19 protein-coding genes are annotated in these 19597 nt (G+C 70.6%); 12 read left to right on the top strand and 7 right to left on the bottom strand.

Annotated elements, in window-relative coordinates:
• Window positions 1-198 precede the first annotated feature (198 nt).
• Both E9934_RS17645 and E9934_RS17650 read left to right on the top strand, forming a co-directional pair.
• Window positions 199-651, top strand: a complete 453-nt coding sequence (locus tag E9934_RS17645) for an MGMT family protein (RefSeq protein WP_136564223.1) — start codon at window positions 199-201, stop codon at window positions 649-651.
• A gap of 295 nt (window positions 652-946) precedes the next feature.
• On the top strand, window positions 947-1633 hold the full coding sequence (locus E9934_RS17650) for a DUF998 domain-containing protein (RefSeq protein ID WP_136564224.1): 687 nt from the start codon (window positions 947-949) through the stop codon (window positions 1631-1633).
• Here the strand turns inward: E9934_RS17650 and E9934_RS17655 are convergent.
• Window positions 1545-2486 (bottom strand): phosphotransferase family protein, encoded by a 942-nt coding sequence (locus E9934_RS17655; RefSeq protein WP_136564225.1) that lies wholly within the window; start codon window positions 2484-2486, stop codon window positions 1545-1547. The genes E9934_RS17650 and E9934_RS17655 overlap by 89 nt on opposite strands.
• A 19-nt stretch (window positions 2487-2505) precedes the next feature.
• Here E9934_RS17655 and E9934_RS17660 point away from each other — a divergent pair, with 19 nt between their 5' ends.
• On the top strand, window positions 2506-3399 hold the full coding sequence (locus E9934_RS17660; protein ID WP_136564226.1) for a hydroxymethylglutaryl-CoA lyase: 894 nt from the start codon (window positions 2506-2508) through the stop codon (window positions 3397-3399).
• On the opposite strand, the gene E9934_RS17665 is transcribed toward E9934_RS17660, so the two are convergent.
• Window positions 3369-4064 (bottom strand): GntR family transcriptional regulator, encoded by a 696-nt coding sequence (locus E9934_RS17665; protein ID WP_136564227.1) that lies wholly within the window; start codon window positions 4062-4064, stop codon window positions 3369-3371. The genes E9934_RS17660 and E9934_RS17665 overlap by 31 nt on opposite strands.
• A 67-nt stretch (window positions 4065-4131) precedes the next feature.
• On the opposite strand from E9934_RS17665, the gene E9934_RS17670 reads away from it, so the two are divergent.
• From E9934_RS17670 to E9934_RS17700, 7 genes are all read left to right on the top strand, one after another.
• Entirely contained in the window at window positions 4132-5340 is a 1209-nt protein-coding gene (locus E9934_RS17670; protein WP_136564228.1) for a CaiB/BaiF CoA transferase family protein, read from the top strand.
• Window positions 5337-6479 carry an acyl-CoA dehydrogenase family protein gene (locus E9934_RS17675; protein ID WP_136564229.1) on the top strand — a complete coding sequence of 381 codons (1143 nt, stop codon included), beginning with the start codon at window positions 5337-5339 and terminating at the stop codon, window positions 6477-6479. Before E9934_RS17670 ends, E9934_RS17675 begins: the two co-directional genes overlap by 4 nt.
• A gap of 62 nt (window positions 6480-6541) precedes the next feature.
• Window positions 6542-7753: an MFS transporter gene (locus E9934_RS17680; RefSeq protein ID WP_136564230.1), complete on the top strand. Its 1212-nt coding sequence runs from the start codon at window positions 6542-6544 to the stop codon at window positions 7751-7753.
• A 13-nt stretch (window positions 7754-7766) separates the two neighbouring features.
• Window positions 7767-8852, top strand: a complete 1086-nt coding sequence (gene trpS, locus E9934_RS17685; RefSeq protein ID WP_136564231.1) for a tryptophan--tRNA ligase — start codon at window positions 7767-7769, stop codon at window positions 8850-8852.
• Window positions 8852-9355 (top strand): 2'-5' RNA ligase family protein, encoded by a 504-nt coding sequence (locus tag E9934_RS17690; RefSeq protein WP_136564232.1) that lies wholly within the window; start codon window positions 8852-8854, stop codon window positions 9353-9355. Before trpS ends, E9934_RS17690 begins: the two co-directional genes overlap by 1 nt.
• Window positions 9355-10425, top strand: a complete 1071-nt coding sequence (locus tag E9934_RS17695; RefSeq protein ID WP_158295055.1) for a YihY/virulence factor BrkB family protein — start codon at window positions 9355-9357, stop codon at window positions 10423-10425. Before E9934_RS17690 ends, E9934_RS17695 begins: the two co-directional genes overlap by 1 nt.
• 28 nt (window positions 10426-10453) lie before the next feature.
• A complete protein-coding gene (locus E9934_RS17700) occupies window positions 10454-10678 on the top strand; it encodes an SCO4848 family membrane protein (protein ID WP_136564234.1) in 225 nt (74 codons plus the stop codon).
• A gap of 19 nt (window positions 10679-10697) precedes the next feature.
• Here E9934_RS17700 and E9934_RS17705 read toward each other — a convergent pair whose 3' ends face one another.
• The 5 genes from E9934_RS17705 to E9934_RS17725 form a co-directional block, all read right to left on the bottom strand.
• Window positions 10698-11381, bottom strand: coding sequence for a hypothetical protein (locus E9934_RS17705; protein WP_136564235.1), 684 nt, complete (start codon window positions 11379-11381; stop codon window positions 10698-10700).
• 35 nt (window positions 11382-11416) lie between these two features.
• Window positions 11417-12706 (bottom strand): adenylate/guanylate cyclase domain-containing protein, encoded by a 1290-nt coding sequence (locus E9934_RS17710; protein ID WP_136564236.1) that lies wholly within the window; start codon window positions 12704-12706, stop codon window positions 11417-11419.
• Window positions 12707-12789: 83 nt separating this feature from the next.
• Window positions 12790-13533: a succinate dehydrogenase/fumarate reductase iron-sulfur subunit gene (locus tag E9934_RS17715; protein ID WP_136564237.1), complete on the bottom strand. Its 744-nt coding sequence runs from the start codon at window positions 13531-13533 to the stop codon at window positions 12790-12792.
• Window positions 13530-15593 (bottom strand): fumarate reductase/succinate dehydrogenase flavoprotein subunit, encoded by a 2064-nt coding sequence (locus tag E9934_RS17720; protein ID WP_136564238.1) that lies wholly within the window; start codon window positions 15591-15593, stop codon window positions 13530-13532. Before E9934_RS17720 ends, E9934_RS17715 begins: the two co-directional genes overlap by 4 nt.
• Window positions 15594-15605: 12 nt before the next feature.
• A complete protein-coding gene (locus E9934_RS17725; protein ID WP_275106649.1) occupies window positions 15606-16337 on the bottom strand; it encodes a succinate dehydrogenase cytochrome b subunit in 732 nt (243 codons plus the stop codon).
• Between the two features lie 155 nt (window positions 16338-16492).
• Between E9934_RS17725 and E9934_RS17730 the strand changes: the two genes are divergently transcribed.
• Complete coding sequence (locus E9934_RS17730) at window positions 16493-18772, top strand: FdhF/YdeP family oxidoreductase (protein ID WP_136564239.1); 2280 nt, start codon at window positions 16493-16495, stop codon at window positions 18770-18772.
• Entirely contained in the window at window positions 18772-19596 is an 825-nt protein-coding gene (gene fdhD / locus E9934_RS17735) for a formate dehydrogenase accessory sulfurtransferase FdhD (RefSeq protein WP_136564240.1), read from the top strand. Before E9934_RS17730 ends, fdhD begins: the two co-directional genes overlap by 1 nt.
• Window position 19597: the final 1 nt, after the last annotated feature.

Genomic DNA, 19597 nt, shown 5'->3' on the forward strand with positions numbered 1-19597 from the left:
CCACCCGGCTGGCCAGAATCCTGGCCCCACCGACTCGACATCAGCTGGCGCGACGCGGTCGCCTGAGCGGGAGCGACGGGCATTCCGCCGCGAGCCGGCGCGCCTAGCGGTCACCCGCCTGCAGTGCTTGTGGGCAATCCCGCTGAGCTCATCAACGAGTCACGTCGTTCTGTCGGGCAGTGCTGTGACAATCGATCCATGACCATCGACCCCCAAGCCGTCTACGCCGCTGTTCGCGCCATACCGGTGGGCACCGTCATCACCTACGGCGATCTTGCAGAGAGGGTTGGACTCACCCGGAACCACGCGCGCGCCGTCGGCAACGTTCTTGGCAATCGGCCCGACAACGACGCTTGGAAGTCCACTCCCGCCGAGAATCACGACATCCCTTGGTGGAGAGTCGTCAAGGCCAACGGCACCCTCCTCGACGAGGAGGACGAGCACAGTCGGCGTTGGGTCGATTGGGCGAGATCCGTGTTGGCCAGCGAAGGCGTGGCCTTCACCGTCGATGGTCGCGTGGCGACCCTCGCCAACCCGCGCAGCGGGGGAAGCGGTGCGCGCTCTTCGGCGCGATCGACCCGCGAGCCTGTGCCCTGTTGGAAGCATGAGAAAGTCCAGTATTCATGCCGGGACTGCGCGCCTGGACGCTGATCATCGACGCGGACCAGGACCAGGTGCCGCTCACGAAGTGAGGGCCGGACCGTGTCGAAAGCGCCGCGAAAGTAGGACGATGTCATAGTCCGCTCGCGAGCAACGACATCAGCCATTTCGATGCGCATCCCGAGCTCCGCACAGCGGATGCGTACGCCGAGCTCGAGCAGCGAGCCGAGGCGTTGGTCGATCGTCTCCGCGGCGAGGTGGGAGCACGCTTCACGGTCAGCTACTTGCCGTGGTGGATCGCGCCGTAGCCGACGAGCGCTGAGCGATCGGTCCGTAGGGTTGCTGGATGCGGGCTGAGCGAGGACGGCGGCGCCTCGGAGACCCCGAGGCCTGGGGTGCGGTGGCGCTCCTCTTCCGTCCGATCTATGTCGTGACCGAGTTCGTCGTGGCGGCGGCGACGACCGGCGGCTACAGCTTCGTGTCCGACTCGGTGAGTCGACTCGGTGAGGTGGGGTGCTCGGCGACGTACTGCTCGCCGCGGCACGAGCTGATGAACGGCTCGTTCGTGGTGTTCGGTGGCTTGCTGGCCCTGGGAGCGTTGCTGCTCGCGCGCCCGCTGGGACCCTGGGCAACGGGACTGCTCGTGGTGTCCGGCCTCAGCTCGGTCGCCACGGGCCTCGCGCCGCTCGACCAGGACGCCGCGCTGCACGCGATCGCCGCGACACCGTTGTTCGTGGCGCAGCCGATCGCGCTGATCGTGCTGGGGGCGCGACTCCGGACGGCCCGACCGCGGCTGGCGACTGCGTTGCTGGGCCTGGGACTCGCGACAGCTGGGGCAGCGGTCGCGTTCGCGCTCGTCGGCGACGGCTCCGCGTCCGGCGCCTTCGAGCGCCTGGCGCTGTGGCCCGTCCTCGCTGGTCTAGCGCTCTTCGCCGTGGCGCAGCTCAGGTCAGCAGCAGCATCGCGTCGTACTCCGCCTCGGCGACCCGACGGCCGATGGCGGCGAGCTCGACGGAGCGCTCCGCGCCGCTGAGGTGGCGGCTGACCTGGTGGAGGCAGATGACACCCCAGCGGAAACAACCCATGACCTGCCACCAGCGCAGGCGGTCGGGATCGACGAGGCCTCCGCCCTCCCTCTCGTACGACGACACGAGGTCGTCCACGGAGCCGCAGCCGCCGACCTCCGGCTCGGCCCCGAACCGCCACGCGCGGATGGTCAGCCAGGCGAGGTCCTCCACCGGGTCGCCGAGGTGGGCGAGCTCCCAGTCGAGCACGGCGTCGGTGCCGGTGGGGGACACGAGGAGGTTGCCGAGGCGGAAGTCGCCGTGGACGAGGCGTGGGGCGACGGGGGCGGGCCGGTGTCGCTCGAGCCAGGCGGCGACGTGGCTGAGGATGGGGTGAGGCTCCGGCTCGGCGTCGAGCACTGCGCGCCAGGAGTCCAGCTGGTCGTCGGTCGGGAGCTCGGCCTCGGCGACCGTGTCGGGGTCGATTGCGTGCAGGCGCGCCAGGACCCGGCCGCACTCGTCCGCGAAGCCGTCGCGAAAGCCGGCCAGGGCCGGGTCGCGGAGGATCCGCTGCGGCACGGACTCGCCCTCGACGTAGGACATGAGGACGTAGCCCGCCGCGAGGGGGCCCGGGCCGGTGCCGTGGGCGATGACCTCCGGGCTGGGCACGCCGTGGCGACCGGCGACGTCCATCAGCACGGCCTCGCGGAGCAACGCCTCGGTGTCGATCGACCCCGGGGTGTTGAGGCGCAGCACCAGGGGCGCCTGGTCGGTGCGCGCGAGCAGCCACGTCTGGCGGGAGGCGCCGGCCGGCAGCCGGGTGGCGCCGACGATGTCGGGTCGGGCCAACGCTGCGAGGAGGTCGTTCGCCTCGACGGTCATGCCGTGATTGTATACAGTCATGGTCACCGAGCGCACCGTCGAGATCGTCGAGGTCGGGCCGCGCGACGGTCTGCAGAACGAGTCGCGCGAACTGTCGACCGCCGACAAGGTCGCCTATGCGGAGCGGGCGTTCGCCGCGGGGACCGGTCGGGTCGAGATCACGAGCTTCGTCCATCCCAAGGCGGTGCCCGCGATGGCCGACGCCGAGCAGGTCGCCGCCGGCCTGGCCGGGGGAGAGGGCCGGATCCGGTCGGCGCTGGTGATCAACCAGCGTGGTCTCGAGCGGGCCGTGGCCGCGGGCGTCGACGACCTCAACGCCGTCCTGGTCGCCTCCGAGACCTTCTCGCAGCGCAACCAGCGGATGTCGGTGGCGGAGACGATGGTCGAGATCGCGCGGATGAAGGCGGCGACCGACCTGCCGTTCAGCGTGACGATCGCCTGCTCCTTCGGCTGCCCGTTCGAGGGACATGTCCCGGAGGCCGGGGTGCTGGAGCTCGCGACCGAGCTCGCGGCCCTCGGCATCAGCGAGATCTCCTTCGCCGACACCATCGGCGTCGGCACGCCGGACCGCGTCACCCGACTGGTCGCCGGCCTGGCCGAGCGTGCCCCCGACGTCCGGCGTCGCGCCCACTTCCACAACACCCGCAACACCGGCTACGCCAATGCCGTGGCCGCGGTCGAGGCCGGGATCCACGCGCTCGACGCAGCCACCGGCGGCATCGGCGGGTGCCCGTTCGCCCCCGGCGCGACCGGCAACATCGCGACCGAGGACCTCGTCTACCTGCTCCACGGCATGGGCGTGGCGACCGGTCTCGACCTCGACGCGGTGGTCGCCAATGCCGCGTGGCTGCAGGGGAAACTGGGTGGGGACCCGATCCCGGGTCAGCTGTCGCGGGCCGGCAACTGGCCCTGATCGCGCAGTCCCTCGAGCAGCACGTCGCGCCCCTGCAGGATGTGCTCCACCATCAGCGCCCCCGCCCGCCCCGGTTCCCGAGCAGCGATCGCGCCGCGGATCATCTGGTGGAACTCGTGCGACTGTCGCTCCTGCTCCGGGCTGAACGCCCGAAAGGCCCGGAAGACCAGCGACACGTCGACCGTCCGCAGCAGCATCTGCTGCAGATGCCGGTGACGTGACGCGACGGCGATCCCGAGGTGGATCCGCGCGTTGGCGGCATCGAGTGCGCGAGCTCGCTTGAGCGGGTCCTTCGGCCCGGCGTCGAGTGCCGTGCCGAACGCCGCGATGCCCTCGTCGATCTCGACGAGCTCGTCCGTCTCGTGGCGCTGGGCGGCGAGCTCGGCGGCGTATCCCTCCAGGCGTGCCCGCAACGCATAGAGGTCGACGACGTCGTCGACGTCGAGGGAGCGCACGGTCGCCCCGCGGTGCGGCTCGATGCGCACCAGACCTTCTGCCTCGAGCGTGCGCAGCGCCTCGCGCACGGGCGTGCGGGAGAGCTCGAACTCCTCGGCGATCCGCTGCTCGACCAGGCGGGCACCGGGCTCGTAGCGGCCCTCGATGATCGCCGTCCGGATCTGCTGGTACGCCGAGGGGGCAGCGGTGCGCGTCGGTGATCCGGTCACGGGCGAAGGCTACCGCGCCTCAGTTTAGCCTCTTCCCACGCCCGGCCAGATTGTATACAATCTGGACATGACGGGACCTCTCCACGGCATTCGGGTGCTCGAGCTCGGCAGCTTCATCGCCGGCCCCTTCGCAGGCCAGCTCCTCGCGGACTACGGCGCCGAGGTGCTCAAGATCGAGCCGCCGGGCAAGGGCGACGCGATGCGGACGTGGGGACAGACCCTGGACGGCGAGAGCCTCTGGTGGCCGACCATCGCCCGCGGCAAGCGCTCGGTCGCGCTCGACCTCCACGGTGAGGAGGGGCGGTCGGTGCTGCGACGCCTCGCGGACGAGGTCGACGTGATCCTGGAGAACTTCCGGCCCGGGCTCCTCGAGCGGTGGGGGCTCGATCACGCGACCCTGGCGCAGACCAACCCGGGCCTGGTCATGGTGCACGTCAGCGGCTACGGCCAGACGGGCCCGCGCTCGCGGGACGCAGGCTTCGGCAGCATCGGCGAGGCGATGGGCGGCATCCGGCACACCACCGGCGACCCCGACCGCCCGCCGGCCCGCGCCGGGGTCAGCCTCGGCGACTCGCTGGCCGCTCTCTTCGCCGTGATCGGCACCCTCGCGGCCATCAACGAGCGCCACCGGAGCGGACACGGCCAGGAGGTCGACGTCGCGATCTACGAGGCCGTCGCCGCGCTGATGGAGTCCACCCTCGCCGACCACGAGCTGGCCGGGGTCACCCGCGGGCGCTCGGGCTCGGTCCTGCCCGGGGTCGCGCCCTCCAACGTCTATCCGACCCGTGACGGCTCGGGCGTCATCGTCGCCGCCAACGCCGACGCGGTCTTCGGCCGACTGATGAAGGCGATGGGGCGGGCCGAGCTGGCCAGCGACGAGCGCTTCGCCGACCACCAGGGCCGTGGGGCCAATGCGACCGAGCTCGACGCCCTCATCGGGGCGTGGACCGCCGAGCGCGACGCGAAGGACCTGCTCGCCGAGCTCGCCGACGCAGGCGTGCCCGCCGGTCAGATCTACTCGGCCGCCGAGATGCTGGACGACGAGCACTACCGGGCGCGGGAGATGATCCTGCGCCTCACGAACGCCGCCGGCCACGCCGTCCCGAGCGCCGGTGTCGTGCCGAAGTTCTCGCGGTCGCGCCCCGACGTACCGACTCCAGGACCGCCGCTGGGGGCCGACACCCGCGCGGTGCTGGCCGACGCGATCGCCGGCGCCGGGCTCGACTACGACGCGCTCGTCGCCGCGGGCGTCATCGCCGAAGGAGCCATCGCATGATCACCGACACCTTCGTCCAGCAGCTGCGCGAGCGCGCCCAGCAGGCCGACGTCGAGCGCCGCCTGTCCACGGAGACGATGGACGACTACGCCGCGTCCGGACTGGCCGACCTGCTGGTGCCGTCCTGCTTCGGCGGCGACGAGGCCCCGTGGCCGGCCATCCTCGACCCGATCCGCCGCCTGGCCCACGGCTGCAGCTCCACCGCGTGGACGCTCGGCTTCTACACCCTCCACAACTGGATGCTGGCGCTCTTCCCGGAGCAGGCGCAGAAGGAGGTGTTCGCCGGCGACCGCCCCGTGCTGGCCCCGGCACCCTTGGCGCCCAACGGCCGCGGTGAGCCGGTCGACGGCGGCGTCCGGCTCAGTGGCCGGTGGTCGTGGGCCACCGGCGTGCTCCACGGCAACTGGTTGATGGTCGGCGCCCTGTGCGGCCCCGAGGACGCCCGCCTGCCGATGCTGTGCCTGCTGCCCCTCGACGAGGCCGAGGTGATCGACACCTGGCAGACCGACGGGATGCGGGCGACCGGATCCAACGACGTCGTGGTCTCCGACGCCTTCATCCCGGAGCACCGGGTGCTCTCGGTGATCGACATCTACGCCGGTACGACGCCAGGGGCCTCCCTCCACGCGGCGGCGGCCTATCGCTGGCCGATGGTGCCGGCGCTCGCCCTCGCGGCGTCGATGGTCGCGCTGGGCAGTGCCGAGCGGGTCACCGAGCTCTTCGCGGAGCGGTTGGCCGAGCGGGTCATGGGCTTCGAGGGCACCAAGCAGATGGACAAGCCGGTCGCCCAGGTGCGCCTGGCGGACGCCCAGGTGCGGCTGCGCGCGCTCGACGGGCTCGTCGCGGGCACGGTCGCCCGGATCGAGGCGCTCGTCGCCGCCGGCGACGCGGTCCCGAAGCCGCTGCGGGCCGAGGCCCGCCTCGCCGCCGCCCACGTCGTGCAGGAGTCCCGGGCCGTCATCGGCGGCCTGATCGGCGCCTCGGGTGCGAGCGCGCACTTCCTCGACCACCCGCTGCAGCGTTACCGGCGTGACGTCGAGGTGCTCGCCGGTCACGTCGTGTTCGACCACGACGTCACGGCCGAGCTCGCCGGTGCCCTGGCGCTGGGCATGAAGGTGTCGCCCTTCGCGATGGTGTGATCGATGGTGTGATCCGCCCCATGGTCGGAATGCGGCGGCCTCCGCCGCTGTTGTGACTCGTCGTGCCCACCGATCTCGACGCCGTGACCGAGCCCCGTCCCGCCGTCGAGTCGCGACGGCCGGGCGTCTCGATCGTGGCGCTGTCGGTCGGTGGCTTCACGATCGGCACGACCGAGTTCATGACGATGGGCGTGCTGCCCGAGATCGCCGCGGGCGTCGACGTCTCCGTGCCCACTGCGGGCCACGTGATCTCCGCCTACGCGCTGGGCGTCGTGGTCGGCGTACCGATCCTCGCGTTCTTCGGCGCCGCGCTGGCCCGCCGCGGCCTGCTGGTCGGCCTGATGGGTGCCTACGCCGCCTTCAACCTCCTCAGCGCCGCCGCGCCCAACTACGAGGTGCTGGCGGCCGCGCGCTTCCTCGACGGGCTCCCGCACGGTGCCTACTTCGGGGTCGCGAGTCTGGTGGCCGCCTCCCTCGTGCTCCCGCAGCACCGGGGCCGGGCCGTCGCCGGGGTGATGCTCGGCCTGTCGGTCGCCAACGTCGTCGGCGTGCCGTTGGCGACCTTCCTCGGGCAACAGGTGGGTTGGCGGTCCACCTACCTGCTCGGCGGCCTGCTCGCCCTCGTCACGGCGGCGATGGTGCTGGCCCTCGTGCCGGCCGTCCCCGGTGACCCGGCGGCCAGCGGCCGCAAGGAGGCGCGGGAGTTCTTCGGCAGCCTCCAGGTGTGGCTGACCATGGCGGTCGGCGCCGTCGGGTTCGGCGGCATGTTCGCCGTCTACTCCTACATCGCCAAGACCGTCACCGTGGTCGGCGGCCTCGACAAGGGGACCGTCCCGTTCTTCGTGCTGGCCCTGGGCCTCGGCATGGTGGTCGGCACGTGGGTGGCGGGCGAGCTCGCGAGCTGGTCGGTCTATCGGAGCCTGATCTGGTCCGGCGTGATCGGCGTGCTGCTGATGCTCGTCTACTTCGTGGCCGCGCCGCACGGCTGGCTCCTGCTGCCGGTCGCGTTCGCCGTGACCGCCGCCGGCTCGGTCCTCGTCATCAACCTCCAGCTGCGGCTCATGGACGTCGCTGGGGGAGCGGTGACCCTCGGCGCGGCGATGAACCATGCCGCGCTCAACGCGGCCAACGCTCTCGGCGCCTGGCTCGGCGGCGTCGTCATCGCCGCGGGGCACGGCTACCGCGCCCCGGCCCTCGTCGGCGCCGGACTGGCCGTGGTCGGCGTCCTGATCCTGCTGGTGTCGGCCCTCGTGCACCGGCGGGGGACGGCCTGAGAGAATCGTCGGCATGTCCGCCACCACCGCGCACACGCCCGCGCCGGAGACTGCGCAGCCGGCCGTGCCCGAGGCAGCGGCCCGCCCGCGGGTCCTCTCCGGCATCCAGCCGACCTCGGACTCCTTCCACCTCGGCAACTACATGGGCGCAGTCCGGCAGTGGGTGGACCTCCAACGCGACCACCAGCCGTTCTTCTTCATCGCCGACCAGCACGCGATCACGGTGGACTGGGATCCCAAGCTGCTCCGCGAGCGCACCCTCCGCGGCGCTGCGCAGCTCCTCGCGGCCGGGGTGGACCCGGAGAAGTCCGCGATCTTCGTGCAGAGCCACGTCCCCGCCCACGCCCAGCTGGCCTGGGTGCTCAACGGCCTGACGGGCTTCGGTGAGGCGCGCCGCATGACCCAGTTCAAGGACAAGTCGGCGAAGGGCGGCGAGGGCGCCGCCAGTGTCGGACTCTTCGCCTACCCGGTCCTGATGGCCGCCGACATCCTGCTCTACCGCCCGCACTACGTGCCCGTCGGCGAGGACCAGCGCCAGCACCTCGAGCTGACCCGCGACCTCGCGCAGCGCTTCAACGGCCGCTTCAAGAAGACCTTCCGGCTGCCCGAGCCCTACATCCTCAAGGCCACGGCGAAGATCTACGACCTCCAGGAGCCGACCCGGAAGATGTCGAAGTCGAGCTCGTCGCCCAACGGCATCATCGACATGCTCGACGACCCCAAGGTGACGGCCAAGAAGATCCGTTCGGCCGTCACCGACTCCGAGACCGAGGTGCGCTTCGACCTCGGGGCCAAGCCGGGGGTCAGCAACCTGCTGACCATCCACTCCGCGCTCTCGGGCGAGTCCATCGCCGCCCTTGAGGAGCAGTACGCCGGCAAGATGTACGGCGACCTCAAGAAGGACGTCGCCGACGTGGTGGTCGACTTCGTGACCCCGTTCCGCGAGCGCACCCTCGAGCTGCTCGATGCCCAGGACCACCTCCAGCAGGTGCTCGCCCAGGGTGCCGAGGTCGCGGGCCAGGTCGCCGAGAGCACCTTGCGCGACGTCTACCAGCGCATCGGCTTCGTCGCCCCGACCGCCCTGCGGGCTGATTCCTGATGCCGGTGATCGGTGTCGCGATCGCCGTACCGGAGCCGTGGGCCAGCGAGCTCTACGACTACCGACAGGCGATCGGCGACCCGACGGCCGAGGGTGTGCCCAGCCACGTCACCCTGATCCCGCCCATCGAGGTCGACGACGACCTCGGGGTGCTCGAGGAGCACCTGGCGTCGGCCGCGGCGCAGATCCCGGCCTTCGACGTCCACCTGCGCGGGACGGCCACGTTCCGTCCCGTGTCGCCGGTGGTGTTCATCGGCCTCGTCGAGGGCATCTCGCAGTGCGAGCAGCTCGCGGAGGCGGTCCGGCAGGGTCCCCTCGCGATCGACCTGGACTTCCCCTATCACCCGCACGTGACGGTCGCCCATCACCTCGACGACGCCGCCCTCGATCGCGCGTTCGACGATCTGGCAGGTTTCGACTGCCGCTTCCGGGTATCGGAGTTCCACCTGTACGTCCATCATCCGGAGGAGGGCTGGAAGGCGACTCGCACCTTCCCGCTGTGATGTCACTCGTCGACCGCGCCAAGCAGTCCCTCGCCCGCGCCCGGGAGCGCTGGCCCGTCGTCGACCATGTGGTGCGGATGCAGGAGCACTACACCGAGGTCAAGGGCAGCCAGCAGGCCGGCGGCGTCACCTATTTCGGCTTCCTGTCCGTCTTCCCGGTCCTCGCGCTCGCCTTCTTCGCCGTCGGCTACGTCGCGGAGGTCTTCCCCGACGCCCAAGACGCGCTGCTCGAGGCGATCGAGGAGGTGCTGCCCGGTCTGGTCGGCAACGGCGCCAACGAGGTGCCGCTCGAGGACATCCAGTCCGCTGCCGGCGCCGTCGGACTGATCGGTCTCGCCGGTGTCCTGTACGCCGGCCTCGGCTGGCTGTCGTCGCTGCGGACCGCGCTCGGCGTGGTCTTCGAGTTGCCGGACCGTCTCGAGCCGAGCTTCGTGATCGGCAAGTTGCGCGACCTCACCGTGCTGGTCGTCCTCGGTCTGGTGCTGCTGCTGAGCGTCTCCGCCTCGGCGGTCCTGACCCGCACGTCGCGCCAGGCGCTCGACCTCGTGGGGCTCGGCGATGGCCTCGGGTGGCTCGTCGCCGTGATCGGCATCGGGATCGGTCTCGCTGCTTCCGGTGCGCTGTTCTTCCTCATCTTCCGGCTGCTGGCCCACCCGCCCGTGCGTGACCGGGCGCTGTGGGCCGGGGCGTGGCTGGGCGCCGTCGGCTTCGAGGCCCTCAAGCAGCTCTCCGGACTGCTGCTCACGGGCACGAAGGGGCAGCCGGCGTTCCAGGCCTTCGGGATCGCGCTGATCCTGCTGGTCTGGATCAACTACTTCTCGCGGGTGGTCCTCTATGCCGCGGCCTGGGCCCACACGGAGCCCGTCGCCCGTGCCGAGCGCGCCGAGCGACTGGCGGCGATGGAGGAGGAGGCCGGCGTGGAGCCCGTGCCCGACACGGTCCGGCCCTACGCCGAGCCGTTGCGCTCGCATCCGCCGGCCGGTGGGCGGGCTGTGACGGCGTTCGTCGCCGGCAGCCTCACCGGCGCGCTGGCCACGTCGGTGCGGCGCCGTCGACGCCGCCTCCGCTGACCGGGGGACCGGCTGGGAGGATGGACGCGTGAAGTTCGAACGCAAGCACGCCATCCTGCTCCTGGCCGTTGCCGCCTGGAACGTCTTCTCCTTCGGCAACTTCGCGCGCAACCTCTACAGCGCCTACGAGTCCGGCGAGGACCGGGCGACGGGCTACTGGGTCGCGCACACCGTGCTGATCGTCGTGAACTTCACGATCGCCGGCCTGCTCGGAGCGCTGGGCTGGAAGGCGCTGCGCGCCACGCGCGACTGACCCGCGGACGGGTCCTGCGTCACTTCCGCTCGAAGTGGAAGGTGCTGCAGCCGGCGTAGTTGACCTCGCCGTCCAGCACGTCCGGCGCGGGGTCGGTGATGATCGCGATCATGTCCACCGAGATGTAGCCGTCCGGCCGCTCGATCCAGTCGCCCGCCCGCAGCGTCATGATCCCGTCGACCACCTCGCCGTCGAGGCGGTAGGCGCCCGGCGGGGTGCCGGCGTTGTTGGTCGAGGCGCCGAAGCGGAAGACGGCGGTCAGCTCACTGGTGCTGCCCTCGACGGCGGTGATCCGCAGACGTCCGGCGGAGGCGCCCTGGGCGCAGCGGTAGCGGCCGTACCACTGGCCGTCGAGCTCGGCGTTGGTGATGTCGACCGGCGCCGCCGAAGTCGTGGCGCTGCTCGCCTCGGTGGGCTCGATCATGGCGCTGCTCGCCTCGGTGGGGCCCGCTGAGGCGCTGTTGGCGTCGGTGGACGTGCTCGACCGGTCCTCGCGTGCGTCGCGATCCTTGTCGTCGTCCCCGTCGTCACCGCGGGTCACCAGGACCGCGACGAGCACCGCAGCCACGGCCAGCACGGCGACGACCGCCACGATGCTGACCCACAGCAGCGTGCGGTTCGAGCCCGAACCCGACCCCTGCGGCGGGGGACCGGGGGGAGGGAAGCCGGGCGGCGGCGGGAAGTTCGGCGGCGGCTGCGACACGGGAGCGACCCTACGACACGAGGCTCCGGGCGGTCTCAGGCCGGTGCGCCGAGGAGGAAGTACGTCGTCATCGCGCCCTTGCCCTTGACCTCGACCTGCTGCGGCTCGCTGAAGACGTAGCGGTGCTCGAGCAGCCGGTAGGTCGACTCCGACACCTGCACCCGGTGCGGCCGACCGTGGGACTCCATCCGGCTGGCGGTGTTGACGGTGTCGCCCCACAGGTCGTAGGCGAACTTCCGCTGCCCGATCACGCCGGCGACCACTGGTCCCGAGGCGATCCCGATTCGCAGCGCGATCGGGGTCGGCCAGTCGTCCGAGAGCCGGGTCGACGCGCGCTGCATGTCGAGCGCCAGCTCGGCGAGCGACGCGGCGTGGTCGCGGTTGGGCACGGGCAGTCCCGACACGGCCATGTAGGCATCGCCGACGGTCTTGATCTTCTCGATCCCGCGCTGCTCGCACAGCCGGTCGAACTCGCTGAACATCGCGTCGAGCAGGGCCACGACGCGCTCGGCGGGCAGCGACTGCGACAGGGGCGTGAAGCCGACGATGTCGGAGAAGAGCACGCTGACCTCGTCGGCCGACTCCGCGATCGCGCCACGCTCGGTGCGCAACCGGTCGGCGATGGGCACGGGCAGCATGTTGTAGAGCAGGTCGTCGGAGCGGCGCAGCTCCATCTCCACCTCCCGCTGCCGCAGGAAGTCGGTCCGGCGCAGCCGCTCGAGGGCATAGGCGACGATCACGGCGATCGTGCTGAGGCCGACGGTCGGGGCGAGGTGGCTCGACAGGTACGTGTCGACGTCTGCCTGCACACCGGGAAGGGTGAGGCTGGCGACGCCATAGATCGTCACGCCCGCGACGGCTGCGTGCATCCGCAGGCGCAGCAGGCCGATGGCGCCGATCAGGGTGACCGTCATCGACGTCCGGACGTATTCCGGCGGCAGGTCCGTGACGGCCGCCATCACGGTGCCCAGGGTCAGGATGAGGAAGGCCATCAGCAGCACGCTGTTGAGCTGGAGGTGGCGCCGTACGACCGGCACCGTGAGGAGCATCACGGCGGAGACCACGACCGTGGGCAGCACGATGGCGAAGCGCAGCACCAGCGTGGCGGGCTCGTCGGTGAGCACGACGGCGTCGACCGCGCCGTAGACGGCGATGAAGAACACGGCGATGGTCAGCGCGAACGGCGCCTGGCGGATCCCGGCGAGGTCGTCGACGGCCCGGAACTCGCGCTCGACGTCGCGCTGGTCGAACTCCAGCATCCACCGGCGCATGTGCAGCTGATCGTGGCGCTCCTGCACCCACGCAGCGATCTGGGCGACCCCCACAGGCGGAATCGTCCCACAGATGACGACCGGCCCGCCGCGGGATCGCGACGGGCCGGACGGTGGAAACTGAGTGCTGGAGCCGGTCAGAGACCGTTCTTCATGGCGGTCCGCAGGTCCTTGTTGAGCTGCGAGATCACGTCGAGCGGGATCTCCTTCGGGCACGCCGAGGCGCACTCGCCGATGTTGGTGCAGCCACCGAAGCCCTCGTGGTCGTGCTGGCCGACCATGTCGACGACGCGCGACCAGCGCTCCGGCTGGCCCTGGGGCAGCTCACCGAGGTGGGTGATCTTGGCGCCCATGAACAGCGAGGCCGAGCCGTTGGGGCAGGCGGCGACGCAGGCGCCGCAACCGATGCAGGTCGCGACGTTGAACGCCCGCATCGCCTTGTCGCGCGGCGCGGGCACCGAGTTGGCCTCGGGCGCGGAGCCGGTGTTGGCGGAGATGTAGCCACCGGCCTGGATGATCCGGTCGAACGCGGAGCGGTCGACGACCAGGTCCTTGAGGACCGGGAACGGCTCTGCGCGCCACGGCTCGATGGTGATGGTGTCGCCGTCGTTGAACGAGCGCATGTGCAGCTGGCAGGTCGTGGTGACCTCCGGGCCGTGCGCCTCGCCGTTGATCATCAGCGAGCACATGCCGCAGATGCCCTCGCGACAGTCGGAGTCGAACGCGACCGGCTCCTCGCCGGTGAGCACGAGCTGCTCGTTGAGCAGGTCGAGCATCTCCAGGAAGGACATGTCCTTCGCGACGCCGTCGAGCTCGTACGTGTGGATCGCACCCGTGGCGGTCGGGTTCTCCTGCCGCCAGATCTTGAGTGTCAACTTCACTTGTAGGACCTCTGCTTCATCTCGATGGCCGTGTAGATCAGGTCTTCCTTGTGCAGGACCGGCTGGCCGCCGTCGTTCGAGTCGCCGCCCCACTCCCAGGCCGCCACGTAGGCGAACTCGTCGTCGTGGCGCAGCGCCTCGCCGTCCTCGGTCTGCGACTCGCCACGGAAGTGGCCGCCGCAGGACTCGCGACGGTTGAGCGCATCGATGCACATGAGCTCGCCCAGCTCGAGGAAGTCGGCGACGCGGCCGGCCTTCTCGAGGTCCTGGTTGATGTTGTCGGCCGAACCCAGCACCTTGACGTTGGTCCAGAAGTCCTCACGCAGCGCGCGAATCTTGGCGATCGCGGTCTTGAGGCCCTCCTCCCGACGGTCCATGCCGCAGTACTCCCACATGATCGAGCCGAGCTCCTTGTGGTAGCTCTCGACCGAGCGGGTGCCCTGGATCGACATGAACTTGTCGACCCGCTCCGTCACCGAGGCGAGGGCCTCGACGACGGCCGGGTGGTCCTCGGCGACCTTCTCGAACGGGCCGTCCGCGAGGTAGTCGCGGATGGTGTTCGGCAGCACGAAGTAGCCGTCGGCCAGGCCCTGCATCAGCGCCGAGGCGCCCAGGCGGTTGGCGCCGTGGTCGGAGAAGTTGGCCTCACCGGTCACGAACAGGCCCGGGATGTTGGACTGCAGCTCGTAGTCGACCCACAGGCCGCCCATCACGTAGTGGACGGCCGGGTAGATCCGCATCGGCAGCTCGTACGGGCTCTCGCCAGTGATCCGCTCGTACATGTCGAGGAGGTTGTCGTACTTCTCCTCGACGGCCTCCTTGCCCAGGCGGTTGATGGCGTCGGTGAGGTCGAGGTAGACCCCGCGGCGGACCTTCTTGGTCGTGCCGTCGGGCTGCAGCTCCTCGATCTCGGGACCGACACCGCGGCCCTCGTCGCACATGTACTTCGCGGCACGCGAGGCGATGTCGCGGGGGACCAGGTTGCCGAAGGAGGGGTAGATCCGCTCCAGGAAGAAGTCGCGGTCGGCCTCGGGGATCTCGCGCGGGTCCTTCTCGCAGTCCTCGACCTTCTTGGGCACCCAGATCCGGCCGTCGTTGCGCAGCGACTCCGACATCAGGGTCAGCTTCGACTGGTGGCTGCCCGTCACCGGGATGCAGGTCGGGTGGATCTGCGTGTAGCAGGGGTTGGCCATGTAGGCGCCCTTGCGGTGCGCGCGCCACGCGGCGGTGACGTTGGAGCCCATCGCGTTGGTCGAGAGGTAGAAGACGTTGCCGTAGCCGCCCGAGGCGAGGACGACGACGTCGGCGAGGTGGGTCTCGATGGCGCCGGTGACCATGTCACGGGCCACGATGCCGCGGGCCTTGCCGTCGACGACGATGAGCTCGAGCATCTCGTGGCGGGTGAACGCCTCCACCGTGCCGGCCGCGACCTGGCGCTCCATCGCCTGGTAGGCACCGAGGAGCAGCTGCTGGCCCGTCTGGCCGCGGGCGTAGAACGTGCGGGACACCTGCACGCCGCCGAACGAGCGGTTGTCGAGCAGGCCGCCGTACTCACGGGCGAAGGGGACGCCCTGCGCGACGCACTGGTCGATGATGTTGGCCGACTGCTCCGCGAGGCGGTAGACGTTGGACTCGCGGGCGCGGTAGTCGCCGCCCTTGACCGTGTCGTAGAAGAGGCGGTACGTCGAGTCGCCGTCCTCCTTGTAGTTCTTGGCGGCGTTGATGCCACCCTGCGCGGCGATCGAGTGCGCACGGCGCGGAGAGTCCTGGTAGCAGAAGGACTTCACGTTGTAGCCGGCCTCGCCGAGCGTGGCAGCGGCGGCGCCACCGGCCAGACCGGTGCCGACGATGATGATGTCGAGCTTGCGGCGGTTGGCCGGGTTGACCAGGCGGTTCTCGAACTTGCGGGTGGTCCAGCGCTCCTCGATCGGGCCGGTGGGGGCCTTCTCGTCGACCAGCTTCTCACCCAGCTCGTAGAAGCCGGCAGCGTCGTCGGACTTCTGGACCGACGGCTCGTTGGTGGGCGTCAGCCCGGGGAGGTAGTGGGTTCCTGCAGCCATGTCGTTGGCCCCTTACTTCTCGATGATGCCGACGAGCACGGACAGCGGAACCAGCGAGAATCCGCCGGCGATGACGATCGCGACGACCCAGCCCGCGGTGCGGGCGCGGGCGCGCGACGTCGCGGAGTTGGTCAGGCCCAGGGTCTGCAGCGAGCTGAACGTGCCGTGGTGCAGGTGGAAGCCGAGGGCGAGCATCGCGACCAGGTAGATCAGCGTCATCCACCACAGGTCGAAGGTCTCGACGAGGAGGCCGTAGGGGCTGTGGTCCGGGTCGCCGGTCTCGCCGTTGCTCGGGTTGATCTTGACGATCGTGAAGTTGAGCAGGTGCCAGACGATGAAGACCAGGATCGTCAGGCCGCCCCAGCGCATCGTGCGCGAGGAGAGCGTGGAGCCCGTGTTCTTCTTGACGGCGTACTTCACCGGGCGGGCGGTCGCCGCGCGCTTCCAGAGCGCGATCGCGCAGGCGACGTGGACGACGAGCGCCACGATCAGGCCCACACGCATGATCCAGAGGAAGCCCTCGTAGGGGAGCATCGGCTCGCCGAGCTCGCGCAGGTGGTGCGCGTAGTCGTTGAACTTCTCCTCACCGGAGAACGCCTTGAGGTTGCCGTACATGTGACCGGCGACGAAGCCGATGAACAGCAGACCGCTCACGGCCATGAGCAGTTTGAGGGCGATGGTCGATCGGGCTGCGCGTGCGCCCGTCACCAGTTGAGGTCGCTTCGTCCCAGATGTTGTTGCCACGAGGGGTCAGACTACGCCCGCTACTGACGGGTAGGTGACACGCGTCATGTGACATATGCACGTAAGGTGACCCTTACCGTGGTGATCACCGTCGCCTATCGCGTGATGGAAAGAAGGTCTTTGACCCGTCACCACCAGCGAGGGACGCTGGCAGCATGAGGTCGAGCGACGAGGTGGACGACGATCTGGAGATCAGCCCTCCGAAGGAGGTCGCCGCGGGTGTCACTGCGGTGCGGCACGCGATGGAGTACGCGCTGACCCACGCCGGCCCCCGTCGTACGGCGCTCACGCTGCTCAAGCTCAACCAGGTCGACGGCATCGACTGCCCGGGGTGCGCCTGGCCCGACCCGGCTCACCGTCCGGCCAACGAGTACTGCGAGAACGGCGCCAAGCACGTCGCCGACGAGGCGACGACCGCCCGGGTCACGCGGGAGTTCTTCGCGACGCATTCAGTCGACGACCTCGCGGGACGCAGCGACCGGTGGCTCAACGACCAGGGCCGCCTGACCGAGCCGATGGTGAAGCGCAGCGGCGCGGACCACTACGAGCCGATCGGCTGGGACGAGGCGTTCTCCCTCCTCGCCGAGGAGCTGAACGCACTGGCCTCGCCCGACGAGGCGATGTTCTACACCTCGGGCCGGGTCAGCAACGAGGCGGCGTTCCTGCTGCAGCTCTTCGCTCGCGCCTTCGGCACCAACAACCTCCCCGACTGCTCCAACATGTGCCACGAGTCGAGCGGCTCCGGGCTGGGGGAGTCGCTCGGCATCGGCAAGGGCACGGTCTCGCTCGCCGACCTGCATGTCGCGGACCTCGTGGTGGTCGTCGGCCAGAACCCCGGCACCAACCACCCGCGGATGCTGTCGGCCCTCGAGCAGACCAAGCGCAACGGCGGCAAGGTGGTCGCGGTCAACCCGCTGCCCGAGGCGGGACTGCTGCGCTTCAAGAACCCCCAGAAGCCACGCGGTGTCGTCGGCCGCGGCACGGAGATCGCCGACCAGTTCCTCAAGATCCGTCCGGGCGGGGACCTCGCGCTGTTCCAGATGCTCAACCGGCTGCTGCTCGACGCCGAGGACGCGGCGCCGGGCACCGTGCTCGACCACGACTTCATCGCCTCCGACACGACCGGCTTCGAGGAGTTCTCGCGTCACGTGCGAAGCGTCGAGTGGTCCGACGTGCTCGACGCGACCGGCCTGCGGCGGGAGGAGATCGAGGAGCTCGCGGACCGGGTCCTCGCGAGCCGGCGGGTGATCGTGTGCTGGGCGATGGGCATCACCCAGCACCGCCACGGGGTCGCGACGATCCGAGAGATGGTCAACTTCCTGCTGTTGCGGGGCAATCTCGGCCGGGAGGGCGCGGGTGTGTGCCCGGTACGCGGCCACAGCAACGTCCAGGGCGACCGGACGATGGGCATCTGGGAGCGGATGCCGCAGACATTCCTCGACGCCCTGGGTGCGGAGTTCTCCTTCACCGCGCCGACCCGGCACGGCTACGACTCCGTCGACGGGGTCCGCGCGATGCGCGACGGCCGGGCCCGCATCTTCATGGGCGTGGCGGGCAACTTCGTGCGCGCCATGTCCGACAGCGACGTCACCGAGCAGGCGCTGCGCCGCTGCCGGCTGACCGTGCAGGTCTCGACGAAGCTCAACCGCTCCCACGCCGTGTGCGGCGAGGTCGCCCTCGTCCTGCCGACCCTGGGGCGCAGCGACCGCGACGTGCAGGCGGGCGGCGACCAGTTCGTGACCGTGGAGGACTCGATGAGCGAGGTCCATGCCTCCCGGGGACGGCTCGAGCCCGCGTCGCCCGACCTGCTGAGCGAGGTGGCGATCATCAGCCGGCTGGCCCGGCGCACCCTCGGCGAGGGCGGGGCGATCCCCTGGGAGGACTTCGAGGGCGACTACGGCCTGGTCCGCGACCGCATCGCCCGCGTCGTCCCGGGGTTCGAGGACTTCAACCGCCGTGTCGCCGAGCCCGGCGGCTTCCGGCTGCCCAGTCCCATCAACGCGGGCCGCTACCCAACCCCCAGCGGCAAGGCGGTCTTCGCTCGCAACGAGCTCGACTGGATCGTGACGCCGCCGGGGCACCTCGTGCTGCAGACCGTGCGCTCCCACGACCAGTGGAACACCATCCCCTACACGTCCAACGACCGCTACCGCGGCATCCACGGCAGCCGTCGCGTGGTCATGGTCAACCCCGACGACCTCGCTGAGCTCGGCCTCGCGGACCGTGACGTCGTCGACCTCGTGAGCGTCGCGCCGGACGGCTCCGAGCGGCGGGCCGAGGAGTTCACCGTCGTCGCCTACCCGTCGGCCCGCGGCTCCGCGACGTCGTACTACCCGGAGACCAACGTGCTGGTGCCCCTCGACAGCGTGGCCGCCGTCAGCAACACCCCGACCTTCAAGGGTGTCATCGTGCGGCTCGAGGCTCGGGCGCGCTGATGGGTCGCGTGACCGTACGACGCCCGGTGGTCCGGCTGCGCGAGGGCGTCGCGTCCACGCGACCGGACACGCTCGCCGCCGAGGAGCCGATGGAGATCCGTGTCGGGGGCCGCTCGCTGGCGGTCACGATGCGCACCCCCGGAGACGACTTCGACCTCGCCATCGGCTTCCTCGTCAGCGAGGGCGTCGTGCGCGCGGCGGAGGAGGTCGTGAGCGCGCGCTACTGCGCGGGAGCGACGGTCGACGACGGCAACACCTACAACCTGGTCGACGTCGCTCTCGCCGACGGCGTCGCGCCGCCGGACCCGTCGGTGGAGCGGGCGTTCTACACGACGTCCTCCTGCGGCGTCTGCGGCAAGGCCAGCCTCGACGCGGTCCGGACCGCATCCTCGTGGTCGGTGACGGACGACCCGCTGCGGCTCACCCCCGACCTGCTCGCCACGCTGCCCGACCGGCTCCGCGCGGGTCAGCGTGTGTTCGAGCGGACCGGCGGCCTGCACGCTGCCGCACTCTTCGACTCCGCCGGCGAGCTCCTGGTGCTCCGGGAGGACGTCGGCCGCCACAACGCCGTGGACAAGGTGGTCGGACACGCGCTGCGTGAGGGGTGGCTGCCGCTGCGGGGGACGGTGCTGATGGTGAGCGGCCGCGCGTCGTTCGAGCTGGTCCAGAAGGCCGTGATGGCCGGGATCCCCGCGATGGCTGCGGTCTCCGCGCCGTCGTCGCTCGCCGTGGACCTGGCCGAGGAGCAGGGCCTGACGCTCGTTGGATTCCTGCGTGGCGGGTCGATGAACCTCTACGCCGGGGCCGACCGCGTGGTCGTCTGAC

Source organism: Nocardioides caeni (genome assembly GCF_004912195.1).
Classification (GTDB): domain Bacteria; phylum Actinomycetota; class Actinomycetes; order Propionibacteriales; family Nocardioidaceae; genus Nocardioides; species Nocardioides caeni.

Coding starts and splice junctions, on each gene's coding strand:
- E9934_RS17655 (WP_136564225.1), bottom strand. CDS start 2,486: ATGACCGTCGAGGCGAACGACCTCCTCGCAGCGTTGGCCCGACCCGAC.
- fdhD (WP_136564240.1), top strand. CDS start 18,772: ATGGGTCGCGTGACCGTACGACGCCCGGTGGTCCGGCTGCGCGAGGGC.
- E9934_RS17695 (WP_158295055.1), top strand. CDS start 9,355: ATGTCACTCGTCGACCGCGCCAAGCAGTCCCTCGCCCGCGCCCGGGAG.
- E9934_RS17670 (WP_136564228.1), top strand. CDS start 4,132: ATGACGGGACCTCTCCACGGCATTCGGGTGCTCGAGCTCGGCAGCTTC.
- trpS (WP_136564231.1), top strand. CDS start 7,767: ATGTCCGCCACCACCGCGCACACGCCCGCGCCGGAGACTGCGCAGCCG.
- E9934_RS17645 (WP_136564223.1), top strand. CDS start 199: ATGACCATCGACCCCCAAGCCGTCTACGCCGCTGTTCGCGCCATACCG.
- E9934_RS17690 (WP_136564232.1), top strand. CDS start 8,852: ATGCCGGTGATCGGTGTCGCGATCGCCGTACCGGAGCCGTGGGCCAGC.
- E9934_RS17660 (WP_136564226.1), top strand. CDS start 2,506: ATGGTCACCGAGCGCACCGTCGAGATCGTCGAGGTCGGGCCGCGCGAC.
- E9934_RS17720 (WP_136564238.1), bottom strand. CDS start 15,593: ATGGCTGCAGGAACCCACTACCTCCCCGGGCTGACGCCCACCAACGAG.
- E9934_RS17650 (WP_136564224.1), top strand. CDS start 947: ATGCGGGCTGAGCGAGGACGGCGGCGCCTCGGAGACCCCGAGGCCTGG.
- E9934_RS17730 (WP_136564239.1), top strand. CDS start 16,493: ATGAGGTCGAGCGACGAGGTGGACGACGATCTGGAGATCAGCCCTCCG.
- E9934_RS17675 (WP_136564229.1), top strand. CDS start 5,337: ATGATCACCGACACCTTCGTCCAGCAGCTGCGCGAGCGCGCCCAGCAG.